Source organism: Edwardsiella sp. EA181011 (assembly GCF_000800725.1).
GTDB classification, from domain to species: Bacteria; Pseudomonadota; Gammaproteobacteria; order Enterobacterales; family Enterobacteriaceae; genus Edwardsiella; species Edwardsiella anguillarum.
In genome coordinates, this window is sequence record NZ_CP011364.1 from 3,223,230 (window position 1) to 3,248,339 (window position 25,110).

19 protein-coding genes are annotated in these 25,110 nt (G+C 56.5%); 6 read left to right on the top strand and 13 right to left on the bottom strand.

Annotated elements, in window-relative coordinates:
• Positions 1-405: 405 nt before the first annotated feature.
• The 3 genes from dcuC to dcd all read right to left on the bottom strand — a co-directional run bounded on the left by dcuC (position 406) and on the right by dcd (position 4,452).
• Positions 406-1,764, bottom strand: coding sequence for an anaerobic C4-dicarboxylate transporter DcuC (gene dcuC / locus QY76_RS14270; RefSeq protein ID WP_034165018.1), 1,359 nt, complete (start codon positions 1,762-1,764; stop codon positions 406-408).
• Between the two features lie 259 nt (positions 1,765-2,023).
• Complete coding sequence (gene asmA / locus QY76_RS14275; RefSeq protein ID WP_045424831.1) at positions 2,024-3,832, bottom strand: outer membrane assembly protein AsmA; 1,809 nt, start codon at positions 3,830-3,832, stop codon at positions 2,024-2,026.
• Between the two features lie 38 nt (positions 3,833-3,870).
• Entirely contained in the window at positions 3,871-4,452 is a 582-nt protein-coding gene (dcd, locus tag QY76_RS14280; RefSeq protein WP_012848051.1) for a dCTP deaminase, read from the bottom strand.
• A 208-nt stretch (positions 4,453-4,660) separates the two neighbouring features.
• On the opposite strand from dcd, the gene QY76_RS14285 reads away from it, so the two are divergent.
• Positions 4,661-5,593, top strand: a complete 933-nt coding sequence (locus QY76_RS14285) for an EamA family transporter (protein WP_045424828.1) — start codon at positions 4,661-4,663, stop codon at positions 5,591-5,593.
• A 36-nt stretch (positions 5,594-5,629) separates the two neighbouring features.
• On the opposite strand, the gene udk is transcribed toward QY76_RS14285, so the two are convergent.
• The gene (gene udk / locus QY76_RS14290) at positions 5,630-6,271 is read right to left on the bottom strand and encodes a uridine kinase (RefSeq protein ID WP_034165015.1); all 642 of its coding nucleotides are present in this window, start codon (positions 6,269-6,271) and stop codon (positions 5,630-5,632) included.
• A 187-nt stretch (positions 6,272-6,458) separates the two neighbouring features.
• Positions 6,459-7,571: an iron-sulfur cluster carrier protein ApbC gene (gene apbC, locus QY76_RS14295; RefSeq protein WP_034165014.1), complete on the bottom strand. Its 1,113-nt coding sequence runs from the start codon at positions 7,569-7,571 to the stop codon at positions 6,459-6,461.
• 353 nt (positions 7,572-7,924) lie between these two features.
• On the opposite strand from apbC, the gene metG reads away from it, so the two are divergent.
• Complete coding sequence (gene metG, locus QY76_RS14300; RefSeq protein WP_034165013.1) at positions 7,925-9,973, top strand: methionine--tRNA ligase; 2,049 nt, start codon at positions 7,925-7,927, stop codon at positions 9,971-9,973.
• Between the two features lie 144 nt (positions 9,974-10,117).
• On the opposite strand, the gene QY76_RS14305 is transcribed toward metG, so the two are convergent.
• The 3 genes from QY76_RS14305 to QY76_RS14315 all read right to left on the bottom strand — a co-directional run bounded on the left by QY76_RS14305 (position 10,118) and on the right by QY76_RS14315 (position 13,312).
• Entirely contained in the window at positions 10,118-11,599 is a 1,482-nt protein-coding gene (locus tag QY76_RS14305) for an amino acid permease (protein WP_034165012.1), read from the bottom strand.
• A gap of 210 nt (positions 11,600-11,809) precedes the next feature.
• Positions 11,810-12,676, bottom strand: coding sequence for a DNA-binding transcriptional regulator YeiE (yieE, locus tag QY76_RS14310; RefSeq protein WP_034165011.1), 867 nt, complete (start codon positions 12,674-12,676; stop codon positions 11,810-11,812).
• Positions 12,677-12,871: 195 nt separating this feature from the next.
• On the bottom strand, positions 12,872-13,312 hold the full coding sequence (locus tag QY76_RS14315; RefSeq protein WP_045424825.1) for a universal stress protein: 441 nt from the start codon (positions 13,310-13,312) through the stop codon (positions 12,872-12,874).
• A 322-nt stretch (positions 13,313-13,634) separates the two neighbouring features.
• On the opposite strand from QY76_RS14315, the gene QY76_RS14320 reads away from it, so the two are divergent.
• From QY76_RS14320 to nfo, 3 genes are all read left to right on the top strand, one after another.
• A complete protein-coding gene (locus tag QY76_RS14320; protein WP_045424821.1) occupies positions 13,635-13,892 on the top strand; it encodes a DUF2545 family protein in 258 nt (85 codons plus the stop codon).
• 135 nt (positions 13,893-14,027) lie between these two features.
• Positions 14,028-15,092, top strand: a complete 1,065-nt coding sequence (locus QY76_RS14325; protein WP_045424818.1) for a YeiH family putative sulfate export transporter — start codon at positions 14,028-14,030, stop codon at positions 15,090-15,092.
• A 118-nt stretch (positions 15,093-15,210) separates the two neighbouring features.
• The gene (gene nfo, locus QY76_RS14330) at positions 15,211-16,059 is read left to right on the top strand and encodes a deoxyribonuclease IV (protein WP_034165007.1); all 849 of its coding nucleotides are present in this window, start codon (positions 15,211-15,213) and stop codon (positions 16,057-16,059) included.
• Positions 16,060-16,653: 594 nt separating this feature from the next.
• Here the strand turns inward: nfo and QY76_RS14335 are convergent.
• From QY76_RS14335 to QY76_RS14350, 5 genes are all read right to left on the bottom strand, one after another.
• Entirely contained in the window at positions 16,654-17,586 is a 933-nt protein-coding gene (locus tag QY76_RS14335; RefSeq protein ID WP_071844189.1) for a glycosyltransferase, read from the bottom strand.
• Positions 17,587-17,800: 214 nt separating this feature from the next.
• Positions 17,801-18,217: a hypothetical protein gene (locus QY76_RS19485; RefSeq protein ID WP_235439423.1), complete on the bottom strand. Its 417-nt coding sequence runs from the start codon at positions 18,215-18,217 to the stop codon at positions 17,801-17,803.
• A 14-nt stretch (positions 18,218-18,231) separates the two neighbouring features.
• Positions 18,232-18,930 (bottom strand): Wzz/FepE/Etk N-terminal domain-containing protein, encoded by a 699-nt coding sequence (locus tag QY76_RS19490; protein ID WP_235439424.1) that lies wholly within the window; start codon positions 18,928-18,930, stop codon positions 18,232-18,234.
• A 229-nt stretch (positions 18,931-19,159) separates the two neighbouring features.
• On the bottom strand, positions 19,160-21,325 hold the full coding sequence (gene dinG, locus QY76_RS14345) for an ATP-dependent DNA helicase DinG (protein WP_049648890.1): 2,166 nt from the start codon (positions 21,323-21,325) through the stop codon (positions 19,160-19,162).
• Between the two features lie 89 nt (positions 21,326-21,414).
• Positions 21,415-22,473 (bottom strand): FUSC family protein, encoded by a 1,059-nt coding sequence (locus QY76_RS14350; RefSeq protein ID WP_034165006.1) that lies wholly within the window; start codon positions 22,471-22,473, stop codon positions 21,415-21,417.
• Between the two features lie 1,065 nt (positions 22,474-23,538).
• Between QY76_RS14350 and QY76_RS18230 the strand changes: the two genes are divergently transcribed.
• Entirely contained in the window at positions 23,539-24,675 is a 1,137-nt protein-coding gene (locus QY76_RS18230; RefSeq protein ID WP_071844190.1) for an acyltransferase, read from the top strand.
• Positions 24,676-25,110 lie beyond the last annotated feature (435 nt).

Below are 25,110 nucleotides of genomic sequence, written 5' to 3' on the forward strand. Positions count from 1 at the left end.
TTCTGCTGCGTTTACACTCATACCTTACTGTAGTAATTATTTACAAAACAACAAGTTATAAGAAAACACTCATTTACAACACCTATGCACTCTCTCTTCTCTGTCATGGCACCTCACCAACGGTGCTATGCCTTACCAATTTTTATACGTAACGGCTATCGAAACAAGTCAAAATATATCTGATTTCTATTTTTAAGGCCGGTTGATGTTTTATCATACAATTATTTCCGCGATGCCAATCGCACACCCCGACGCGGTACCGCGGGATTGCATCGGAATGAGTTTTTAACCGCGCCCCCTTCACATCCTTAATGTGTGCCCCGCGCTATCCCCTGCCCCATATGGGAATTCTAAAGATAAAAAAAGGCAGGCCACTCGGCCTGCCCTCTCACTGCGGCTATGTCCTTAGCGATGCAGCGGCACCATAAATTCGGTGGCGACGATCACCACCACCAGGCCAACCAGCACCGGCACAGAGGTGCGTTTAACCACCTCGAAGGGGGAGATCTTGGCCATCCCGGAGACGGCGACCACCACGCCGGAGACCGGCGACAGGGTGCGACCCAAGTTGGAAGCCTGCAGCATCGGAATGGTCAGGTAGGCCGGGTTGATACCCATCTGGCCGGACAGCTTGGGGATCAGCTCGACAAAGGCGTAAAACGGCGCGTTGCCGGAGCCGGTGGTCATCGCCGCCAGCATGGTGATCACCACCAGCACCAGCATCATGATGATGCCGCCGGTACCAAAGGACTGCGCCAGCTCGATCAGACTGCTGATAAAGCCGACGGTGCTCAGCCCCTGGGCAAAGACCCCGGCCGCCACCAACAGCATCACCACGCTGGCAAAGGCATCCGCCATCCCGCGGTAGGCCACCTCCAGCCCGCTATAGACCTTTTTGGCGTCGAAGCTGCGCAGAAACTCCGTCACCGATGCCAGTAGCATGCAGATAACCAGGACGCTGATGATGTGCAGATGCGGCCCCCACTTGCCGTCAAACACCAGCACGCCGATGATCGGCGTAAAGGGCAGAATGGCGTAAAACGACGGCGCCGTGGTGGTGATCTCGTTGACATCCAGCATCTCGTGCTGCGCCTGCTCCTTGTTGTCCAGGTAGCGCTGCCAGAAATAGTGGGCAATCGCCATGCAAACGATGGCGATGATGGAGATGGGCAGGGTTGTTTTAAAGGCAAAGTCGATCAGCGGCATTTCAGACGCCTTGGCAGCCAGCACCACGTCGCCGGAGGTCGGCGCCAGAATGATCGCCGCAGGCGAGGCGCAGATAGCCGCCGCCGCTCCCCGACTAATCCCTACGTTGACCATCACCGGGAACAGGGTCGCCATTAGCAGTACCCCCAGCCCGGTGGCCGACGAAACGGCCAGCGACATCAGGCAGGCGACAAAATAGGCCGCAATCATCAGGAGATAAGGCGAGTTGATGTAGCGCAGCGGGCGTGAGGCCAGCTTGACCACCACATCGTTAGCGCCGATATGGGTCATATAGGCAGCAAAGCCGCACAGCATCATGATCATCATGCCGAGGTCGCCGCCGCGACTCATCAGCAGCACTTTTACATACTCAACGATATCGGTCGCGCGCCAGCCGGTCGACTTCGCGCTAGCGGGCAGGACATCGTGCCCCATCAGCGCGCTGATGATCAGCAGCAGCAGGCCGCCGGTCATCAGTACCCCGGTGGGGGAATATCCTTTAATAATGTAACGCCCGACGCCAACGGCGACCACGACCCCAATCAGTAGCTCAAGCATATTCTTCCTCAACAAATAGACAGGCGGGCTCAGCCACACCCCAGACAGGCATTGTTTCTGCCTTTATTAATTGTCAATTCCTTTCAACACGGTCAAAACTACCGCACTGTGCCCAAATGATAAGATTATTTTACTGATATTTGTCAAGTTTTCCCGATGTGACGGCGTGGAGTACGGGGAGAGTGTGATGCAGGTATATTTTTATCCCGCCGCACCTCCGCGTCGTCGGGCGATGCGGAGGTGCGGCGAGGAGACGGCGCTATTCGTGGCGCTTCTGCAGCCACTGCTTAAGCGCATCGCGCGCCTGCTGCTCCAGCGAGCCGCGCAGCGCCTTATCGACATCCATCTGATAGTTAAGCTGCTGCCAGTCGCCGTAGATATGCAGTGGAATGGAAGTCTTCTGCAGCGTATCGATCAGGGTGCCGTGACCGCGCCAGCCCTGCAATACCCGGACGCCCAGATTAATATCACAGCGTTGGGCCGCCAGATCGACGCTGCCGCTACCACCGAGATCCAGCAGCGGTGAGTGTCCATTCAGCGTATTCAGGGTGAGAAGACCGCTGCGCAGCGCCGCCTCCGCCTTCAGGCTCTGGAAGGTGGTAAAGGTGTCCACGCTCTCCCCAGCCTGTACATCGCGCCGATCGCGCACCACGGCCTGCTGGATCATCTGGGCGATGTTCATTCCCTCCAGCCGGGCATTATCTATCGCCAAGGAGAGAGAGCCCTGCCAGCGCCGCTGCAGGCTGGAAATGGAAAGCCCCTCGCCCTGCAGATGACCGCTGAGCGACAGTGAGCCGTCGATAAACGGCGGCAGCGCCAGCGACTTGAGCAGCGGCTCCAGGCTCAGCTGACGCAGCCGGGGGTCAAGCGTAACCTGTACCGCCTGGTTCGGCCGGCTTTGCAGCGTGCCGCTGATGGCGAAGTCCCCCGCTCCCAGGCGACCGCTCAGGCTCTCCAGCGTTCCCATCCCCTGACGGTTGTTGGCCTGCAGGGAAAACGCCTCTATGGCCATGCCGTGGTAGGTCGCATGCGTAGCCTGGATATTCAGCCAGGCGCTAAAATCACGCAGAAATGCCATCTCGTCGCTGCTCTCCGGCGGCGCCACCTGCGACACCACCGGCGGCGGCGGCGGCGTATTGCCGGCATCGGCGTGGGCGGTATCCGCGCTTTGCGCCTGCCAGCCGCTTAGGCTGTCCCAGTCCAGGTTATCCGCCTGCAGCGTTACCCGGTACTCGGGGATGGCGGCCAGCGTCCCCTGGATTTCGCCGCGCAGCTGGCTGTCATTAGCGCTCAGCCTCAGATCGCTCAGGGTAACGGCGGCCGGCGATGCGCTGTAGCCCAGGATCATGCTGCCCTGCCCGGCAATCCCCGCCGACGGCAGTCCTGCGCCGCTGTAGCGGTACTCCAGATGGTCAATCCGTGCCCGATACTGCTGGGGATAGCGGCTCAGATCGACGTCCGCCTGCAGGCTAAGCTGCAGATCGCGCTGATCGCGGTTGATACGGCTGGAAAAGTCGACGCTGGCATGACGGGTCTCATCCTGCTGGATATTCAGCTCAATATCGCGCAGGTTGATCGGCTCTCCGTCGGGCGCCTGCCAGATCACCAGGCTATCCTCGACCTTCACCTGATGAATGTTCAAACGCCATGCCATATCGCTGATGGGTTCGCTGCGCACCGCCGGCGAACGGGGCGCATTCGGCAGCGGCGCCGGCTCGCTGTCCGGCGTTAGGCGGATCACCGCCCCCTTCAGCATCACCCGGCGCACCTCCAGCTGATGCGAGAGCAGCGGCCACAGACGCACGTCGAGACGCATGTTGTCAGCCGCGATCACCGGCTGGGCGGCCCCGTCTGCGCGCAGCGACATACGATCGGAGAGGATGCTCAGCTGCGGCCAGACGCGCCAGCGCAGATCGCCGTCCAGCGTCAGCGCGTAGCCGGTACGCTGCTGTACCTGCTTGATCATATAGGCCCGAAAGTCATTGGGATTGATCAACAGCAGCAGCGCGCTGATGCCCGCCGTCACCACCACCAGCAGGATCATTAATGTGGTGAGAAGTCGTCTCATGCCATCCTCCGTCTTGGCCGTCCGTTACGGTCGGCGGCTCAGTCTTTATCGATCCGGCTGGCTACCGCGCCCTGTTGCCCTTTGTACTTGGCATCCTCCCGGCGATTATAGGGACGCGCCGCCGGAGCGGAAAGCGGTTCAAAGCTCAGTGCACCAATCAACATCCCCGGGCGCAGCGCCAGCGGCAGCTTGCCGGAGTTAAAAAACTCCAGCACGATGCAGCCCTGCCAGCCGGGATCGATGCGATGGGCCGTGACGTGAACCATCAGCCCCAGGCGCGCCAGCGAGGAGCGGCCGTCCAGCCAGCCGACCAGATCGTCCGGCAGCGTGACGGATTCATAGGTGACGGCCAGCGCCAGCTCGCCCGGGTGCAGGAAAAAGGCCTCATCCTCCCCCAGCTGGATCTCATCGCTCATCACCCGCTCCAGGGCCTCGGCAACTTCTTGCTTGGGGCCGCTCAGATCGATATAGGCCGCCGTGTGCCCCTGAAAGACGCGAAACCGGTTCCCCAGACGCACGTCCACGGTGGCGCCGCTAATGCGTTCCTGAGGCGGACGCGGGGTAATGCTCAGCCTGCCGTCATCCAGCCATGCCTCTATATCGCGGTCACACAGTCTCATGGTAGTTCTTCTCCGTCTCATCGCCACGCAGCACGGCTGCAGATGCGAATATCTTACCCGATCCCCCTCTTTTTCCGAAATGATTCAGAGACATTGCCCCTCTTTACGCCCGGGGATGCGACGTAAAAAATCGCGCTATGGGCTTTGCCGTCGTGGGATAAACCATTAACATCATGGCGGATATGGCAACGCATACAGGGAGCGTGCGATGGGAAGTCTGCGTCAGGGAATGGGATATGTGCTGGTCGCCGCCGCGCTGTGGGGCAGCTCCGGCGTCTGCGCACAGTATATTTTGCAAAAAACCGGGCTTTCCGCCCAATGGCTGACCATGTTTCGCCTCACCTTTTCCGGGGTGATCCTGCTGGTGGTCTCTTTTCTAAACGGCGACTGGGTGTTCGCGCCGCTGCGAGGGCGCCGGGAGATTGTCAGCCTGCTCTGGTTCACCCTGCTGGGCGCCATCATGGTGCAGCTGACCTTTCTGATGACCATCGAGCGCTCCAACGCCGCCACCGCCACCATTCTGCAGTTTCTGTCGCCGACCATTATCGTGGCCTGGTTTGCCGCGGTCAGGCGCCAGCGCCCGGGGCTACCGGTAATGCTGGCCATCGGCACCTCGCTGGGGGGCACCTTTTTACTGGTGACCCACGGTGATCCGACGTCGCTCTCGATCTCGCGTGCCGCGCTGTTCTGGGGGATCGCCTCCGCCTTTGCCTCCGCCTTCTATACCACCTACCCTGCCGGCCTGATCGCCCGCTTTGGCACCCTGCCGATCGTCGGCTGGAGCATGCTGCTGGGTGGCCTGATGCTGATGCCCTTCTTCGCCGACGAAACCGCGCAGGTACGGATGGACAACGCCACCCTGCTGGCCGCCTTCTACCTGATCATCATCGGTACGGCGCTGACCTTTAGCCTGTATCTGAAGGGGGCGCAAATCATCGGCGGTGCCAAGGCCGGTATTCTCAGCTGCGCCGAGCCGCTGTGCAGCGCACTGCTGTCGCTGCTGCTGCTGGGGATCACCTTTGGCACGCTGGACTGGCTGGGGACGCTGCTGATCATCGCCTCGGTGGTGCTGATCTCGCGCGATGCGCGCGCTCGGGAGGGAAAGCTGGAGTCGCTGACGCCGCAGGACGGCGCACGCTGACGGCCAAAAGCCGCGGCGGGTGCGCCATCGGCGGACTTATTCGAAGAACTGGCTGATCTTCGCCTTGAGGATATCGATGGCGATGCGGTTTTTACCGCCGCGCGGCACGATGATATCAGCATACTGCTTGGAGGGCTCGATAAACTGCAGGAACATCGGGCGTACGGTCTTCTGGTACTGGGCCATCACCGACTCCATGGAGCGCCCGCGCTCGTTCACGTCACGCTTCATGCGGCGCATCAGGCAGATGTCCAGCGGCGTATCGACAAAGATGGAGAAGTTCAGCTCGTTGCGCAGGCGAGCGTCGGTCAGCAGCAGGATCCCTTCCAGGATGATCACCTTCTTCGGCTCCAGGTGAATAGTCTGCTGAATACGGGTATGCTCAACGTAGCTGTACTGCGGCAGCTCGATAGCGTTCCCCTGTTTCAGCATCTGCAGGTGCTGAAACAGCAGGTTGTGATCCATGGCGCTCGGATGGTCATAGTTGGTCTTGACGCGCTCCTCCATGGTCAGGTGACTCTGGTCTTTATAGTAGCTATCTTCCGGGATGACACCGATATGCGCCTCACCGACCTGCTCGCGCAGCTCGCGATAGAGGGTACTGGCAATCAGGCTTTTGCCTGAGGCGGATGCGCCTGTGATGCCAATAATGACGCACTGGTGGGTGTTGTCAGTCATGTGTTAAGACCTGGTATATAAGTGTTCGACGGGGCAAGGCACGGAAGGATCGGGATGACCGGTGCCTGAGACGCGGCAATTATAGGGAGTCTGCCCGGCGGACGCCAGTCCAATCGGCGCCGCGGCGGCGGTAAAAAATAACGGGCGTCCACCGCGACGCCCGCTATGATACGCTCGATCCCGACGCTTATACGGCGCGGAAGGCGATTTCGGTCGGAATGGATTCACCGCCCCAGTACAGCTGAGCGGCCACGTCGGCGGCCAATCGGCGGTAGATGGCGCTGAACTCGCTGTCAGGACGGCTGCTGACCGTCGGCTCGCCGCGATCCAAATCCTCACGCAGCGAAATATGCAGCGGCAGCTGCCCCAGCAGGCGGGTATGGTACTTCTCCGCCAGCTTCTGCGCTCCGCCGGTGCCGAAGATCGGCTCATGGAAGCCGCACTGGCTGCAGATGTGCATGCTCATGTTCTCCACGACGCCCAGCACCGGCACGTGCACCTTCTCAAACATCACGATGCCCTTCATCGCATCCAGCAGCGCGATATCCTGCGGGGTTGTCACCACCACCGCCCCGGTCACCGGGATGCTCTGCGCCAGCGTCAGCTGAATGTCACCGGTCCCCGGCGGCATATCCAGCACCAGGTAGTCCAGATCCGGCCACAGGGTATCCTGCAGCAGCTGCAGCAGCGCCTTGCTGGCCATCGGGCCGCGCCACACCATGGCGTTGTCATCCGTGACCAGATAGCCGATAGAGTTACTGGCCAGGCCATGGGCCATGATCGGCGCCATATGCTGCCCGTCCGGCGACGTCGGGCGCTCATGGGCGGTGCCCAGCATGGTCGGAATCGACGGACCATACACATCGGCATCCAGAATACCGACCCGGGCACCCTCGGCGGCCAGCGCCAGCGCCAGGTTCACCGCGGTGCTGGACTTGCCGACCCCACCCTTGCCCGAGCTGACGGCGATGATATTACGTACGCCCTTTACCCCCGGCTGGTCATTGGCCCGCTTCAGGGTGGCAATATTGTGCGCCAGGCGCCAGGTGACGCGCTGCACGCCCGGCAGCTGCTGCAGCGCGGGCGTCACACCGGTCTGCAGGGCATCAAAGCCGCTCTGCCAGGCAAACGGCATCATCAGTTCAATATGCAGGACGCCATCCAGCAGGGCACAGTGATGCAGCGCTTTCAGCGCGCTCAGCGGATGATTCAGCGTAGGGTGGGTAAAACCATCAAGGATTGCGCCGACCTGCGCGCGCAGCGTTTCAGGCATGGACTGCTCATGGGATTTATCGCTCATCCCGACTCCTTCATTCGTTATTATAAACCGCCCGCTCAGTCTACCAGAACTGATGGCCGAGCGCGCAGTGGATCCGCCGCCGAATTTTAGGCGCCGCCCGCCAACGCCGGCGCCAGAATCGCGGGACGCGGCCTGGAGCGTATCCCGTAACGGGTCGTGAGCGGCGCGGACGGTCATTGGCCCAGGACAAGGCGCGAGCGACGAGGTTGCGCGGGCCCACATGCACCGTGAGTCACGCGGCACCGGGCGAAAATGACCCCGACCCTACGGGACGTGCCCTAGCGACCGACGGCGCAATCGGGTAACATCAGAGGTTACCTTCCATTATTTAACCGAGAGATACAAAATCCACTATGGCTTCAGTCACTGATACAACAGGATCACGCAAAATTCTGGTGACCTGTGCGCTCCCTTACGCTAACGGCTCCATCCACCTCGGCCACATGCTTGAGCATATTCAGGCGGACGTGTGGGTACGTTACCAGCGAATGCGCGGCAATCAGGTGCACTTTATCTGCGCCGATGATGCGCACGGGACGCCGATCATGCTGAAAGCCCAGCAGATGGGGATCGCGCCGGAGCAGATGATCGCCGAGGTCAGCAAAGAGCATCAGCAGGATTTTGCCGACTTCCAGATAAGCTATGACAACTATCACTCGACCCACAGTGAAGAGAACCGTCAGCTGGCGAGCCTGATCTATACCCGTCTGAAAGAGAACGGCTTCATTAAGAACCGCACCATCTCTCAGCTCTACGATCCGGAAAAGGGCATGTTCCTGCCGGACCGCTTCGTTAAGGGCACTTGTCCCAAGTGTCAGTCCGCCGATCAGTACGGCGATAACTGCGAAGTGTGCGGCGCCACCTATAGCCCCACTGAGCTTATCAACCCGAAGTCCGTGGTCTCCGGCGCCACGCCTATCCTGCGCGAATCGGAGCACTTCTTCTTCGATCTGCCGTCCTTCGGCGCCATGCTGCAGGCGTGGACCCGCTCCGGCGCCCTGCAGGAGCAGGTTGCCAACAAGATGCAGGAGTGGTTTGAGTCCGGCCTGCAGCAGTGGGACATCACCCGCGATGCCCCTTACTTTGGCTTTGAGATCCCCGATGCGCCGGGCAAATACTTTTACGTCTGGCTGGATGCGCCCATCGGCTATATGGGATCATTCAAAAATCTGTGCGACAAGCGCGGCGATCTGAACTTTGACGACTACTGGGGCCCGGAGAGCGACGCCGAGCTGTATCACTTTATCGGTAAGGACATCGTCTACTTCCACAGCCTGTTCTGGCCGGCGATGCTGGAAGGCAGCGGTTTCCGTAAGCCGAGCAACGTCTTTGTACACGGCTACGTCACCGTCAACGGCGCCAAGATGTCCAAGTCGCGTGGCACCTTCATTCAGGCCCGCACCTACCTGAACCACCTGGATCCGGACTGCCTGCGCTACTACTATACCGCCAAGCTCTCCGATCGTATCGACGACATCGACCTGAACCTGGAGGACTTTGTTCAGCGCGTCAACGCCGATATCGTCAACAAGGTGGTCAACCTGGCCTCGCGCAACGCCGGCTTTATTACCAAGCGCTTCGCCGGCCAGCTCTCCGATACCCTGGCCGATCCGGCGCTGTACCAGACCTTTGTCGACGCGGCGGCGGAGATCGCCCAAGCCTATGAGGCGCGCGAGTCGGGCAAGGCGATCCGCGAAATCATGGCCCTGGCCGATCTGGCCAACCGCTATGTCGATGAGCAGGCGCCGTGGGTGGTGGCCAAGCAAGAGGGGCGCGATGCCGATCTGCAGGCCATCTGCTCCATGGGCCTCAATCTGTTCCGCGTGCTGATGACCTACCTCAAGCCGGTGCTGCCGGCGCTGAGCGCGCGCACCGAGGCCTTCCTCAACGCTGAGCTGCGCTGGGATACTATCGCCGAGCCGCTGCTGGGCCACCGGGTCAATCCGTTCAAGGCCCTGTTTAACCGCATTGAAATGAGTAAAGTTGACGCCATGATTGAAGAAGGCAAACTTGCCGCCGCGGCCGCGGCGAAACCCGCCGTCAGCGGCCCGCTGGCTGACGATCCGATCCAGGAGACCATCACCTTCGACGACTTCGCCAAAGTGGATATGCGCATCGCCCAGATCGTCAGTGCCGACCTGGTAGAAGGCTCAGATAAACTGCTGAAGCTCCAACTGGATCTCGGCGGCGAGCTGCGCCAAGTCTTCTCCGGCATCCGTAGCGCGTATCCGGATCCGCAGGCGCTGGTCGGCCGTCTGACGGTGATGGTCGCCAACCTGGCGCCGCGTAAGATGCGCTTCGGTATCTCCGAGGGGATGGTGATGGCCGCAGGCCCAGGCGGGAAGGATATCTTCCTGCTCAGCCCGGATTGTGGCGCACAGCCGGGTCAGCAGGTGAAGTAACGCCGCTGTCCGTTCCCCCCCAAACCCGCTACGGCGGGTTTTTTATCGCCCCTGCATCGACAGTGCAGCCCCCTCCGCGGAAAAAGAGCAAAAAAAAACGCCCCAGGGCACAGGCACCCGGAGCGCTTTTTCGCGGTAAACCGCTTAGTCGATCTTGGTCGTCGGGAAGGTCATCTCGCTATAGCGGACAAACCGGGTTCCCTGCGTCAGCTTATAGCCGAACCAGATGATCAGGAACAGCGGCAGGCCGATATAGGTCGCGGTCACACCGTACCAGTCGATGCGATCCTCCAGGAACGCCTCATAGTTCTGTCCCAGCGTGATGATCAGGCACAGCACAAAGGCGAAGATCGGCCCCAGCGGGAAAAAGCCGGATTTATACGGCAGCGCGTTCAGGTCGAGTCCCGCCATCACGTAGCCGCGACGGAAGCGGTAGTGGCTGATGGCGATCCCCAGCCAGGCGATAAATCCGGTCATCCCCGAGGTGTTCAGCAGCCACAGATAGACCTCCTGGTTGCCGAACATCGAGGTCAGGAAGCACAGACCGGCGACCACCGTGGTGGCGTACAGCGCGTTGCGCGGCACGCCACCCTTGGACAGACGACCGAAAATACGCGGGGCCTTGCCCTCCGTCGCCAGGGTATACAGCATGCGCGTCGAGGCATACATCCCGGAGTTACCCGCGGACAGTACCGCCGTCAGGATCACCGCGTTCATCACCGCCGCCGCAGAGAGCAGACCGGCATTCTTGAACACCAGGGTGAACGGGCTGACGGAGATATCCTTCACGTCATTGCGCAGCAGGCTGGGGTCAGTATAGGGGATCAGCAGACTGATGATCAGGATAGCGAACACATAGAACAGCAGAATTCGCCAGAAGACCTGACGCACCGCCATCGGAATATTTTTACCCGGATCCTTCGACTCCCCCGCGGCAATGCCGATAAGTTCGGTGCCCTGGAAGGAGAAGCCGACGATCATCGCCACCCCGATCATCGAGGCAAAGCCCCCGGCAAACGGCGCATCGCCGACGGTCCAGTTATGGAAACCGGCGCCTTCGCCGCCCTTCAGGATGCCGGCGATCATCATCAGCCCCACGGCGATAAAGATGATCACGGTGCTGACTTTGATCAGCGAGAACCAATACTCCGCCTCGCCAAAGCCCTTCACCGAAATATAGTTCAGCAGGAAAATCAGGCACAGGAACAGCGCGCTCCAGATCCAGCCGGGCATATCGGGAAACCAATAGCCCATCACCAGCTGTGCGGCCACCAGATCGACGGCGATGGTCACCGCCCAGTTATACCAATAGTTCCAGCCCAGCGCGAAGCCGAAGCCCTCTTCCACATAGCGTGAGCCGTAGGTAGAAAACGAGCCTGACACCGGCATAAACGCCGCCAGCTCACCCAGGCTGGTCATCAGGAAGTACACCATCATTCCGATGATGATATACGACAGCAGCGCACCGCCGGGGCCGGCCTGGGACACCGTAGCGCCCGATGCGACAAACAGCCCAGTACCAATAGAACCGCCGATAGCGATCATCGACAAGTGCCGCGCTTTTAACTCCCGGCGCAGCGCCGGTCCTTGTCCCGCGTCGGGGACGGTAGTTTTTGTCTGAGCCATTAGAACCCTATCGTTGTTTTGCGTTGAATCATGAAACCAGGCGGGATTGTAACAAATCCATCTGCGGCGGGAAGTAACAATCTAACGATAATAAGAGAGCTTCATGATGGTTGCGGGATTATTAGCGAGTGGCTAATCGCGTGTGCAATAAAAATACACAAAGATCACAATGAGCTATGGCAGCAGCCCCTGCTGCTGCCGCCGCGGAGGCTACGCCTGGCAGTAGCTCAGAAAACGGGCCAGCGCCTTGGAGATATGCTTCTGGCGGTGGTGGATCAGATACAGCGAGCGATGCAGATTGATCTCCGGCAGCACGACCTCGACCAGCGTACCGTTGCTCAGCTGCTCTTCGATCACCCGGCGCGACAGACAGCTGATGCCGATGCCATAGCGCACCGCATGCTTGATGGCCTCGGAGTTGCCCAGCTCCATCACCAGATCGAAGTGGGGCAAATGAGAGAGCAGCAGATGTTCAACCACCTCGCGGGTGCCGGAGCCAGTCTCACGCAGAATCCACGGCGCCTCCGCCAGACGGGCCAGGGTGACCGGCTCACGCAGCAGCGGGTGGTCCGGCGCGGCAAACACCACCAGCTCATCCTCCAGCCAACTTTGAGTGGTCAGCTCTGGCATGTGACACGGCCCCTCGATCAGCCCCAGATCGGCGTTAAACTCCGCCACGGCGCTGATCACATCGTGGCTGTTGCCCACGTGCAGCTCCAGCGGCGTCACGGGAAAATCGCGACGGTAGGCGGCCATCATCGGCGGCAGAATATAGTTACCGATGGTGCTGCTGGCGGCAATGCGCAGCGCCCCGCTCTCCCCCTTAAACAGCTGTTCGATTTCGCTGGCCTGCTCCAGCAACGCCATCGCTTTCGGATACAGCAGGCGACCGTGCTCGTTGACCACCAGCCGTTTACCTACGCGATCGAACAGACGTACCGACAGTTGGGTCTCCAGATCCGACAGCGCCGCACTCACCGCCGACTGCGAAAGCGCCAGCACCATGGATGCCTGCGTGGTCGAACCGCTTTTCAGTACTTCTGTAAAAACTTCCAGTTGTCGCAAGGTAATGTGCATAGACAGATCCAAACCGTTTCAACCAACGCGCCGTCCCCGGCGCCGATAGCCCTGTGACCCGACGACGACGGGGCCGCTCTCTGCGTCTAATATTGCGTGCGCAGCGCCAACTATAGATAAATCAGAAAGAATTTACTACTTAAAGCGATTAATATCTCACGTCCGGCCTCCCCGACCAGAGAGGCCGGCGCAGGATCAGCGCACCACCAGCACGGAGATGCTGGCGTGGCGCACCACGCGGGCGGCGTTAGAGCCGAGTAGGTAGGTTGACATGCTGGGACGGCGTGAGCCGATCACGATCAAATCCGCGCCGCACGCCCCGGCCTCTTTCAGGATCTCATCATAGATAGAGCCCCAGCAGACCTTGACGCCGGTGCGCTCCGGCGGCAGCGGCAGCGATGCCGCCAGCGCCTCCAGCCGTCTTTCGGCCTGCTGTAGCGCCGCATCACGCAGCTCAGCGAGCTGCTGGGGATACTCGCTCATAAAGATCGTGGGAACAGGGGAATGCACATGTAGCAGGCGCAGCGAAGCCTGGGACTGCTCGGCCAAAAACAGGGCGTGCTTCAGCGCGACCTCCGTCAACTGAGGCTCTTCCAAATCAACCGGTACCAAAATCATGTTATAGGTGCCATCCATTGTGGATCTCCTTTATTGATGATTGATGTAAATGATTGATAGTTAACCCAGCTACTGTCACTCAGACGCACCTGCCGCACACACGGCCGGGGCGCCCTGGAAAATCCCAGCGGAGCGCGTCGCACCCGCGCGCCTCTTCCCTGCGCAGCGCCGTGCGTACCTGACGCCGCCGCCGAAAGATCCCGTCTGACTATAACACAAACGGGTGATTTATTCGCCGTCGCCCCACCCTGCGCAAACGCCGCCGTCCTTTACCCCGGCACAATTACACTATACTCAACGTAGGCAGTCTAAACACGACAGCGGCGGGCGGGAGGCTACCATGGAAACCCTGTATGGCTATCTGATCGGTGCGCTGGTGACCCTGGCGATCTGCGCCTTTGCCTGGGCCAGGCGCGGGTGGCGCGGCGGTGCGCTGGCCTTTGTCCTGCAGGTGACGCTGGCCTGCGGCTTTTACTATGGCGCCTGGCTGCTCTCTCAGGGCAACACGGTTACCGCGGCGCTGGCGGCGCTGCTCTCCCCCCTGAGCGTCCTGCTGATCATCATCAATACCAATGCCGCCACCCCGTCGGATGCCTAAGCCGAGCGCATCCGGCGCGGAGGTATCTAGCAAATATGTCTATAAAACATAGTACTATTATCGATTTAGAATTTAGCCACTGTCTCTTTAAGCTTGACGGCTCTTAAATTCACAATAATACAGTTCAGAATAACAATGACAGAAAACAGATCGCGCGCTTCACACCAGACCCACGCCCTGCTGCGCCTGCTCCCCGGGCTGCTGCTGACCGGCATCATCACCGCCGTATCCATGTGGGCCGGTGCCCTGCCCTGGGTCGAACAGCTCGGCTTTGGCGCCCTGACCTTGGCCATCATCCTCGGTATACTGATCGGCAACAGCGTCTATCCGGCCCTGAGCATTCCCTGCTCCGTCGGGGTTCATCTGGCCAAACAGAAATTCCTACGCCTGGGGATCATCCTGTATGGCTTCCGCCTGACCTTTCAGCAAATAGCCGACGTTGGCCTAACCGGCATCGTCACCGATGCGCTGACCCTCAGCTCCACCTTCCTGCTGGCGTTGTGGCTGGGTCGTAAAGTCTTTGGCATGGACAAACAGACCGTGATGTTGATCGGTGCCGGCAGCAGCATCTGCGGCGCGGCGGCGGTCATGGCCACCGAACCGGTGGTCAAAGCCGACGCCAGCAAGGTTTCGGTTGCCGTTTCGACCGTCGTTATCTTCGGCACCATCGCCATCTTCCTGTACCCCTGGCTCTATCAGCTCAACGCCCACTACCAGTGGATCGCCATGACCCAGGAAAGCTTCGGCATCTATATTGGATCTACGGTACATGAGGTGGCCCAGGTGGTCGCCGCCGGACGCGCTATCAGCGATGACACCGGCAACGCCGCGGTTATCGCCAAAATGATCCGCGTGATGATGCTGGCGCCGTTTCTGCTGATCCTGTCCAGCGCGCTCAGCCGCGGCGCCGGCAACGCCGGTGGGAAAAAAGCCCCGATCACCATCCCCTGGTTCGCGGTTATCTTTATTCTGGTCGCCGGCTTTAACTCCTTTAACCTGCTGCCCGGCGCGCTGGTGCACGCGCTGATCACCCTGGATACCATCCTGCTGGCCATGGCCATGGCCGCCCTTGGCCTGACCACCCACATCAGCGCCATCCGCCAGGCCGGCATCCGCCCCATCATTCTGGCCAGCCTGCTGTTCGCCTGGCTGATTATCGGCGGCGCCGCCATCAACGTCGTGATCCAGCGCTGCCTGTAAACGACAGCCTCCGCACCCTGTTAACCCATGGTTAGCAGGGTGTTTTGTTTTGGGTAAAAAACTACGCTGCCCGTGCGTTCAGTGCCATAATAGCGCCATCGCAACAGGAGATAACCCTATGAAATATATTGGAGCTCACGTCAGCGCCGCCGGAGGGCTGGATCAGGCCCCCGCCCGCGCCCATGCGCTGGAAGCCACCGCATTTGCGCTGTTCACCAAGAACCAGCGCCAATGGAAGGCGGCCCCGCTGACGGACGATGCCATTGACGCCTTCAGGGCCGCCTGCACGCGCTATGACTATCGGCCGCAGCAGATCCTGCCGCACGATAGCTACCTGATCAATCTGGGCCATCCGGTCGCCGAGGCGCTGGAAAAGTCGCGCGGCGCCTTTATCGATGAAATGCAGCGCTGTGCCGATCTGGGGCTGACCCTGCTCAACTTTCACCCCGGTAGCCACCTGCTGCAGATCGACGAGCGCGACTGTCTGTCCCGCATCGCGGAGTCAATCAATCTCGCACTCTCTCAGACCCAGGGGGTATGCGCGGTGATCGAGAACACCGCCGGTCAGGGCAGCAACCTGGGCTTCCGCTTCGAGCAGCTGGCGGCCATCATTGAGCAGGTCGAGGACAAATCGCGCGTCGGAGTCTGTATCGATACCTGCCATGCCTTCGCCGCCGGCTATGATCTGCGCGACGAAGCGGCCTGCGAGGAGACCTTTGCCCAATTCTCCCGCACCGTCGGCTTTACATATCTGCGTGGCATGCACCTCAACGATGCGAAAAGCGCCTTCAACAGCCGAGTTGACCGACACCAGAGTCTGGGGGAAGGCAATATCGGCTATACCGCGTTCCGCTGGATCATGCGCGATCCGCGCTTTGACGGCATCCCGCTGATCCTGGAAACCACCGATCCCGATCGCTGGCAGGATGAGATAGCCTGGCTCAAGGCGCAGCAGAAAATAGCGTAACAAAACTATCTATATAATTCATATAGATAAGATATTGCTAAGCATATTTTTGCTAAGTGAAGCGCGACTTGAGCCAGAATACCGCTGCACTTTTCCAGTCCATGTCTACTCATCAGAAATGGGCTGGCGTTTTCCACACAATGATACACTCGCTGCAACCTATTAATGCGTGGGCACCACAGTGCACTCTGGAGGCTGCGCTGAGGTATGTGCTCCGATATCCCATTAGTATGGCTAATACGTCTGCGACCTAGGATTTTCATCCTACATTTTAGGGATAGTTTCTACGTCAAATATCGCCCATGGCAAAAATTAATACGGTGATCTATATAGCTCAGCCCAGATGGAGAGTTAAAATTTTTGATAATGATACAGATTACGCCATTCAGTGTAAGCCAGTCTAAAGCGATCTACGCACTCATGCGACTATCGCGATGTCTAACCAAGGCAATCACGAGACATTGGCAACCTTGGATAATTGCAGAGATAAATATATCAATGAATGTCATAAAAACCGACTATATCCATTCAAATATCAATATATCTGCAATAGCATGCAGATATATCAAAACTCAGAGAGGGAATATTCAATAGCTACAAATCATTAATATAGTCTGGGCGTGGCATTCCCTTGGTCTGAGGGAAATCAGACCACTCAATAAAGTCCTGACTCAACCGGTCACTAAAATATCTACGATAAAATTTAGTATCCAATCCATGAGAATCAACGGCAAGATCTTCTTTTAATGATTTTAAATGATAAAAAACGATACCATTGCTTTTTTCTTTTGATTTATGAGAAAAAACCTCATAATTATACGCATGCTTGAAAAACGTATTTTTTGATACCCTAAAGATACCATGATCATAACCCGCAGTGAGAGGAGCACTTTTTCTTAACGCTAGCTCACCCACATCATTACGTTTTAAATTAATACCAAAAAAATAATTATATTCATCGCTGGGATTTTTTGAAAGAATATACTCTCTTATTTTAAGAAAGGCATCGGTAATTAAGATACAATCACCATCGACCTTCATGACATATTCTTTGGTAGTTTTTGACAACGCAAAGTTATAGTAATTAACCAAACTCCGCTCATCCCTAGGATCTAATGCGACATGCTCAAGACTGCCTGGCGGAGCCACAGCTGGGATATAATGAAATACCTTTATCTTGTGTGGGTATTTTTTGCGCATTTTCTCACAGATGGCTGGCGTAGAATCTGTACAGCGGTTATGCACAATGATCAATTCATCCAATTGATCAATATAGCTTTCTATCGAGCTTTCTAAGTAGCGTTCCTCATTATACAAACGCATAATTCCCGATATTCCGGCATCTCTCGCCCATGTTAATGAAGATCGATCGAAGCGATATTCATCTTGGCATCGATAAATATGGCCCTCATGTATAATTCGCCGCCAGCGATAATATAGAATATTTATATTTTCGACGATTATTGATATAGCTTTATTAATAACCCAAGAGAGATTCTTTCCTTTCAACCGAGACAAAGGAGGCATATTATCACCATTTAAATACTTTTTTTGGATGATAACATCAAACTTTACATTATAGAATACTTTACTAATACAACAGATTAAAAGCCTAAGAAACAGCAATAATTAAAAATAAAAAGCCAAAAAATCAATTGGCGAACGAACAATTCAAGTAAATATATCTATATACCCTCTAATTAGATGGGGAGAAGTCATTCCCCCCATCTATACGGATTTATTAATTAAAAGATCCCACTTTCCGACTCACAATGGCATGACGCATCAGCGCCGCGCCGCAGGAGAGCAGCAGACCGGTCAACGCGGAGAGCACCACGATCAACGCTCCCTTCGGCGCCTCTTTCTGCACCGGGACACTCGGCAGCATCAAATACTTAAACGGCTGTACCGTCAGCGCATCCAGGTGTACCTGGCTCAGCCGCGCGATATACATCTGGCTGTTCTTCAGCCCGGCGTTAAGCTCGCTCAGATCCGTCTGGCTGCGCTCGATGTCCAGCTTCTGACGCAGGCCATTGGTGCCCAGCGAAATCGGGAAATCGTCGTCATCCTTAAACGTTGCGCCGTTGCCGTACAGCGGCTTGCTGATCCCCGCCGCCTGCGCCACCGCCAGCGAATAGTCCAGACGGCGGATCTTCACCTGCTGCGCATTCTTCAGGCGCTGCAGCGTCGCTGATACTGCGCCTTCTCCCGTGCCAGGGTCTGATCTAGCTGATTCTTAATGTTATAGCGCAGATCGTCCACTACCCGGCCGGCGACAAAGTCAATGTATCCCTGCAGCAGCGCATGGGCCTCCTGAGAGCTGCGGGCGCTGACCCCCAGCCGGTAATAGGTGTACTCTTTGCTCTCGGTCGCCTGATCCAACTGGCTGTTCTTCAGGGTAAAGCCTTGCTGCGTGAGCGAACTCAGCAGACGCTCACGCGCCAGCGGATCGGGTTGATCTGCCGCCAGCGTTTTGTAGTAATCCGTCTGGGCAATATATTCACGGCGCACGATCTGCGACTCATACAGCTGCACAAAGCGGGCCATCAGCCAGCCCGGCGTAGCGTCGACCTTGATATCCAGCAGGGCCAGCTGGTTTAGCTCGCTGTTCATCGCGGACAGCTCGCGCGCCTGGGCCGGGATCAGCTCGGCATAGCTGGTCCACCTCTGCGGCAGCTGTGTCTTGGCGATAAACCCCAGCAGGGCGCACAGCAGTACGGCGCCAAGGATCGCCCACTTGGCCTTGAACAGCACCAGCAGCAGGGAAAGCAGATCGAGTTCATCCTGCGCCAGCGGTGCCAGCCCGCGCGCAGGCGTAAGCGCTGCGCCAGAGGAAGAAACAGAATTAGACAAGTTAGACAAGTTGGACAACGGCATTTCTCCCGCGCGGGGAGCCTCCCTTTCGAAACGGCGAACACACCGCTCCGCCCCGGGAAACGACCCGAGCGGCAGGAGGCGATGCTCTGTTTGGCAAGTGTTATTTCTAAATGAAATATAATTTCATTATTTATTGGATTGGAATAATCCTATTCCTATAGATTCTATCTAAGAATTTTCTATCAGGCAATCTGTTGTATGATGATTGCACTTTAGCAAGAGACTAACGTCGGCGGCGCGCGGCGCGGCGGGGAGCTCGCTTGGATGGCGCAGGTTGTGGCCAGGCGGGCGGTTCCCCCTCCGGCAGCGGCGGCTGCAGGATCGGAAACACCGGCAGCGCGGCCAGCAGACGGCTACCGTAGGGTTTGTTCAGCAGGCGGCGATCGTAGATGACGATCTCGCCGCGACAGGCGTGGCTGCGGATCAGCCGCCCGACCTGCTGGATCAGGGTAAACGAGGCGCCTGGCAGGCTTTGCACCTCAAAGGGGTAGCGGTTACGCGACTTCAGCCACTCTCCCTCCGTCAGGATCACCGGGCTGTCTACCGGTGGAAAGGCCACCTTATGAATATGCACCTGGGTCAACAGCTCGCCCTTCAGATCCAGCCCCTCGGCAAACGACTGCAGCCCGACCAGCGCGCTCTGTGTCCCGGCTCGCACCCGGCGACAGTGCTCTTCCACCAGGCGATAGCGGGGGCGGTCCCCCTGCACCAGCAGCCCCAGGCGCAGATCTGGTACAAAGCCCAAAAACGTCTGCATCGCCCGCTGGCTGGCAAACAGCACCAGCATGCCGGTATGCTCACCGCGCAGCCAGGCCGTTCGGAAAACGTGGGCCATCTGACGTAAATGCTCCCCCTCCTGCGCCAGCGTAGGCTCCAGCGTCATCTGCGGGATCACCAGGCGTCCCTGGTGTACATGGTCAAACGGCGAGTCCAGCACCACAAAGCGATCGCCGGCCTGGCTGTTCAGACCAGAGAGCTCGCTGATACGGTCAAAGCGGTTCAGGGAGCGCAGGGTCGCCGAGGTAATCACCGCATGGGGAATGCGCCGCCACAGTAAGCGCTCCAGCTGATCGCAGACCCGGATCCCAACGCAGTGCAGATAGCGGTGATGCACGCCGTCGCTGACCTCCTGCGTCAGCCATTTGGAGATCGGCGCATTGGAGGCCTGCTCCAGCGCCGCCAGGCGCCACAGTTTGCTCAGCGCCTCTAGATAGCTGAACGCTCGGCTCATCTGCAGCAGCGCACGCTGCAGGCGCAGCGCATCGTGGCTACCGGTTTTTTCCTGCAGATCGTTCATCATGAACTCGCTCAGGCCGCGCAGACCATCGCACAGCTTATACAGACGCTGGGCCAGTTCGCCCAGCGCTTCGGGCAGTTGGCCCAGAATAAAGCGGTACTGAGGCTCCTCAGCCAGCAGCCCGGCGGCGGCACGATCGAAATCCGTCAGCAGCTGACGCAGCTCCGCCGTGTGCGCCTGCAGGCGCTCGCTGTTCAGCAAGCGCGGCGGATTTTTGGGCTGATACTGCGCCTGACACTGTTCGATATGGCGTACGATCATATCGATCTGCCCCTGCACAAACAGGGCCGTGATCTCGCCCTCCATCTCCAGCGCATCGCGGGCGACATCGGGCAGATGGTGCCCCTCATCCAGCACCAGCAGCAAATCCTTCGGCGGCGGCAGCACCGATTCACTCTCCAGCGCCGCCATTACCAGCGCATGGTTGGCCACCACCACATCGGCACTTTCAATCTCACGCCGCGCCAGAAAAAACGGGCAGTCGCGAAAGTGGGAACAGCTGCGATTCAGGCAGCTGGCCCGATCGGTGCTCATCTTGGCCCATAGCCCCTCGTCCAGATTGTCATGCAGATGATCGCGTAACCCATCCCAGCGGCGACTCTCCAGCTCCCCCTGCAGACGCCGGCACTGCGCCCGCTCCTCCTCGCTGCCCGGCTGCAGCGCATCATCGATAAACAGCAGCAGGGATCCCTGCCCATCCGGCTGCTCGGAGAGCGCCGCCAAATTACGCGGACACACGTAGCGACCGCGGCCAAAGGCGGCGGTAAAGGTCAAATCTGGGATAATTCGCCGCAGCAGCGGCAGATCCTGGGTATATATCTGATCCTGCAGCGCCACGTTGGCGGTACTCACCACCAGCGGCTTCTGCTGCGCCCGACTGATGGCGATGCCGGGCAACAGATGGGAGAGGGTTTTACCGACGCCGGTCGGCGCCTCAATCACCAAATGACGGGCGTCGACGCCGCTCAGCGCACGCGCGACCTCCGCGATCATTTGCCGCTGCTGCGGGCGGGTGACAAAATCGGGAATTTGCTGCGCCAGGGCCTTATACCACTGGGAGATCTGGGTTTTGAGTGCGCTGGAAAGGGTCATTGATACTCGCTGCGGGAAACATGGCGCGCCATTGTCGCACAGCGGGCGGACAAAATCAGCCGCCCGCGCCGCGGCGGCCCCTGCACCATTCAGCGGCGTAGTACGTTACTCAGCAGATCGCGCAGCTCATCCAGCTGCATCGCCAGCTGCATATTCAGCCACAGATAGCCATAGATCGGCGCCTCTTCATCGCTGTGCGCCTGTGCCTGCTCGATCAGCGTCTTCAGCTCTGCCACCATCGACTCCATCTCCGGCAGACGCTCCAGCGTCTCCTCCACCCGTCCGCTGAGCAGCATCTCCGACAGCCCGTGCAGGGCGTTGATGGTCAGTTTCTGAAACGCCCGCAGCCGGGTGGCGTTCAGCATAATAAAGTGGCTTTCGCGGCTGGCCCAATAGGCGTCGGTCATCATCTCCAACGTAGCCACCAGATTACGGGTGATCACCTGAATGGCGTCGAACACCGCTTTATCTACCTTGGTCTCCCGGGCGCTGGGTGCCAGCAGGCCGCGTACGGTGCCCAGGTCGGAGAGAATGTGCTGTTGGCGTTCGGTCAGCTGCGGACGCTCAACCATATTGGGTGACACATAGGCGCTATAAATGTTACTCATGCAGGTCAGGCCATGGTTCATCTTTAAACGCCAGTGGGTGAACGCCCGCTGCGGATAGATGCTAGCAAACAGCAGCGCCAGCAGCGAACCGATGATCACGTTGACGCTGCGCAGCAGCGCCGTCTGAATATCGCCGGGTCCGGCGGCGCACACCACGCCCAGCGTGATGCCGATCAGCAGCCCCATATAGGGGCGCTTGCCTAGGGCCGCGATGCCGCAGACAAACATCACGACGGCGCACCACGCCAGCATCAGACTCATCGAATAAAGTTCAAGATACAGCGCCACCAGCCCTGATGCAGCGCCAAACACCGTCCCCATACAGCGCTGCAGCGCCCGGACGGTAACGTTGCCCCAGAAGGAGATCGGCCCGATCACCACCACCATGGTGATCAGCGCCCAGGCGCCCTCCGGCACCGCCAGCAATCGGATCAGGAGAAAGGTTAATACGAAAGAGATCGCCATACGCACGCCGTGCACAGCGCGGTAGTGCCCATAGATGAAGGAGTCAAACGGGGTGATACTTTTATTTAAACGCACGGAAACGACCTTGGATCAGGCTCTCAACAGAGATGAACCTTTAGTGTAACGGAAATCCGCGGCATAAAAAAATTTTGAAATGTGTCCCTTTTCTTCTAAGCAGGAGGATAGGGGCTGGACAATCGATGCCTCTCTCGCAGGGAGGCATACCTACTGCGTTATTCTGCCCACGCTACCCGCGCCGGGCGATGGGCATCTCTGAATGGAGCTGCGCGGTGGCGTCATCATTCCTCTCTCAGCATCCTAATCTATCAATGTTAAACCAGTGATCCTGGAATGATGTATGGGCAAAACGCATCGGACTAACGACATATCCCCCGAACCTCAGGCTTACTCTCATCGTGCAAATCGTCAAACAATCAATTAATATCAATAAGATAGCATAGATAACACGGATTTAAGCCCGACTATTATCTTGCGTGCTAGTACTGCATTTAACCCACACAACAAATACATAACACGTTGTAATATAATATTATTTTAGATTCGTAGAGAGAATAAACCAGCAGCTACCCTATCAATGACCTCGGAGCAACATCAGGGAAAAAGAGCGCTCGCGAATAGGCGAACGTCACCCGAGTCCGCCCTGAATTCAACACATGACGCCAATATTGTCGTCGCCGGTGTGTCCTTCATTGCATTCTCCCTGTCTGAGTTTCTTCTAACGCTGCAGGCGACGAATCCCCTGAGTCTTGGTTGGCAGCTATCAACCATGATCGCCATCGTCCAATAATTATCCATCCAGTAGCAACAAATTATAATAAGTAACGGATACCTATAAAAATAACGATAACACGATGTTCTGCTTCATCTTTGTCCTATTGCTCATCAATTCTGCCTGTGCCCAACAGTCTTTTTCCTGTAGGAATTCTGGTTGTATGGCGTACTGCGAGAGAGAAGATCAAGGAAAAGATCATCCTCATCCACTTTCTCTCTTAAGAAACCCGCAGACAATAATCATTGGCAATGATTTCTATTGAAAAATACGGCATTAAGCTAAGAAAATTGACTAAGAGACAGATCAACTATAAAATTCGACAGAGGTTCTAAAATGTGGAAACATTCATGTACAATGAGATGATAATGATCTTATGGGCAGTCGGCATTGTTGTTGCAACGGTTATAATGATGAATTTATCTTTTTTTTCGTTTATGGAGAAAATGGATAAAAGGCCGCTGAATCACCTCGACGGACTGAGAGCCATTTTAGCTATAATGGTAGTGTTCCATCACTTCTTTTTTAATTATTTTTACTCAAAAACAGGCATGTGGGTAATTAATGGGAATTATTTTTTTTCATTTATAGGGAAATTTGCCGTTGGCATTTTTTTTATTCTATCAGGATACCTTTTTTCAAACATCTCTATAAATCGACTATCTTGGTGGGTGTCGTTTTATAAGAAACGATTTTTAAGAATCGTTCCAGTTACTATATTATCATCTTTGTGTTGTGTTTTGATTTCATATATTTATGGAAGTCAAAGTAAAGAGCATTTATTAAATATAATACCATGGTTTGATGGCGGAATATTTAATGAAAGAAACCCTTTATTTGGCATGTCCAATAGCAATATTATTAATGCCGGAGTAACCTGGTCATTAGCATGGGAGTGGCGTTTATATTTTGCCCTTCCATTAATTGCACTGCTAATCCCATTAAATAAAAGGGCGGTCACAGGAATAATTGTTTCGATACTGTCATTTATCTTTTATATCTATACTAAAATAGCACATCCAGAGTTAAACTCTGGCGTTTACCTAGCCATTTTTTTCTTTTCAGTTGGTTTTTTCTGCAAGCATTTTCATATGAAATTATTGGATAGGCTAACGTCTAACACTATTATCCAAAGCGCGGTTATTATTTTATTATTTATAATTCCTTTTACTGGGAAAATCTCTACTGCAATCTCTCCACTTTTTGCAGCTTTGTTATTTATAATGATTTGTAATGGCGCTACATTTTTTGGCATATTAAATATAAAAGGGCTTAAGCGATTAGGCGTAACAAGCTACAGTTTATACTTAATTCATGGTATTTTTTGGTACATTGGATTTAAAACCATACTATCGGAAACAAATATAATCTACCTGTCACCACTGGTATTTTTTTTGATAATCCTCAGTTCTATTCTTATATCATATACTATAGAGTACCCAATCTATAATCTATCAAAAAAAAATAAAATCAAAAAAACAGAATGATATTAAAGAATTAACATAGTGAAGTTCAAAATACGCCTATTGATAAAAAGTAGAGCTTTTAATATATATTGAACCGAGGGGATGCAGTTACCAGACATGAAAAATGATTACTCTATTATGAAGTAGGCCATTTTCAACAAAAAATCCAGGTTCAGCTTATGCGCGGAGAAATGTAGCAGAAACCTGGAAGAGCCTGATGCCATACTAGCCAGAAGAGGCTTGGCCCTTCACGCCGAATGAGAACACAGGTCTGAGCACCTCTTAGCCCGATCTTTCGCCCAAACGTTAATCGAGTTAAGAACGCTGCGAGCGTCACCGAACGCTATATTAGTTTTCTTAGCTTAATGAAGTTATGATTTATGCACTGAACATGTATCTCCTATTCGTATGCACGATCACAACAGACAGCATCGAGCAATGTACAGCGAATTGCGA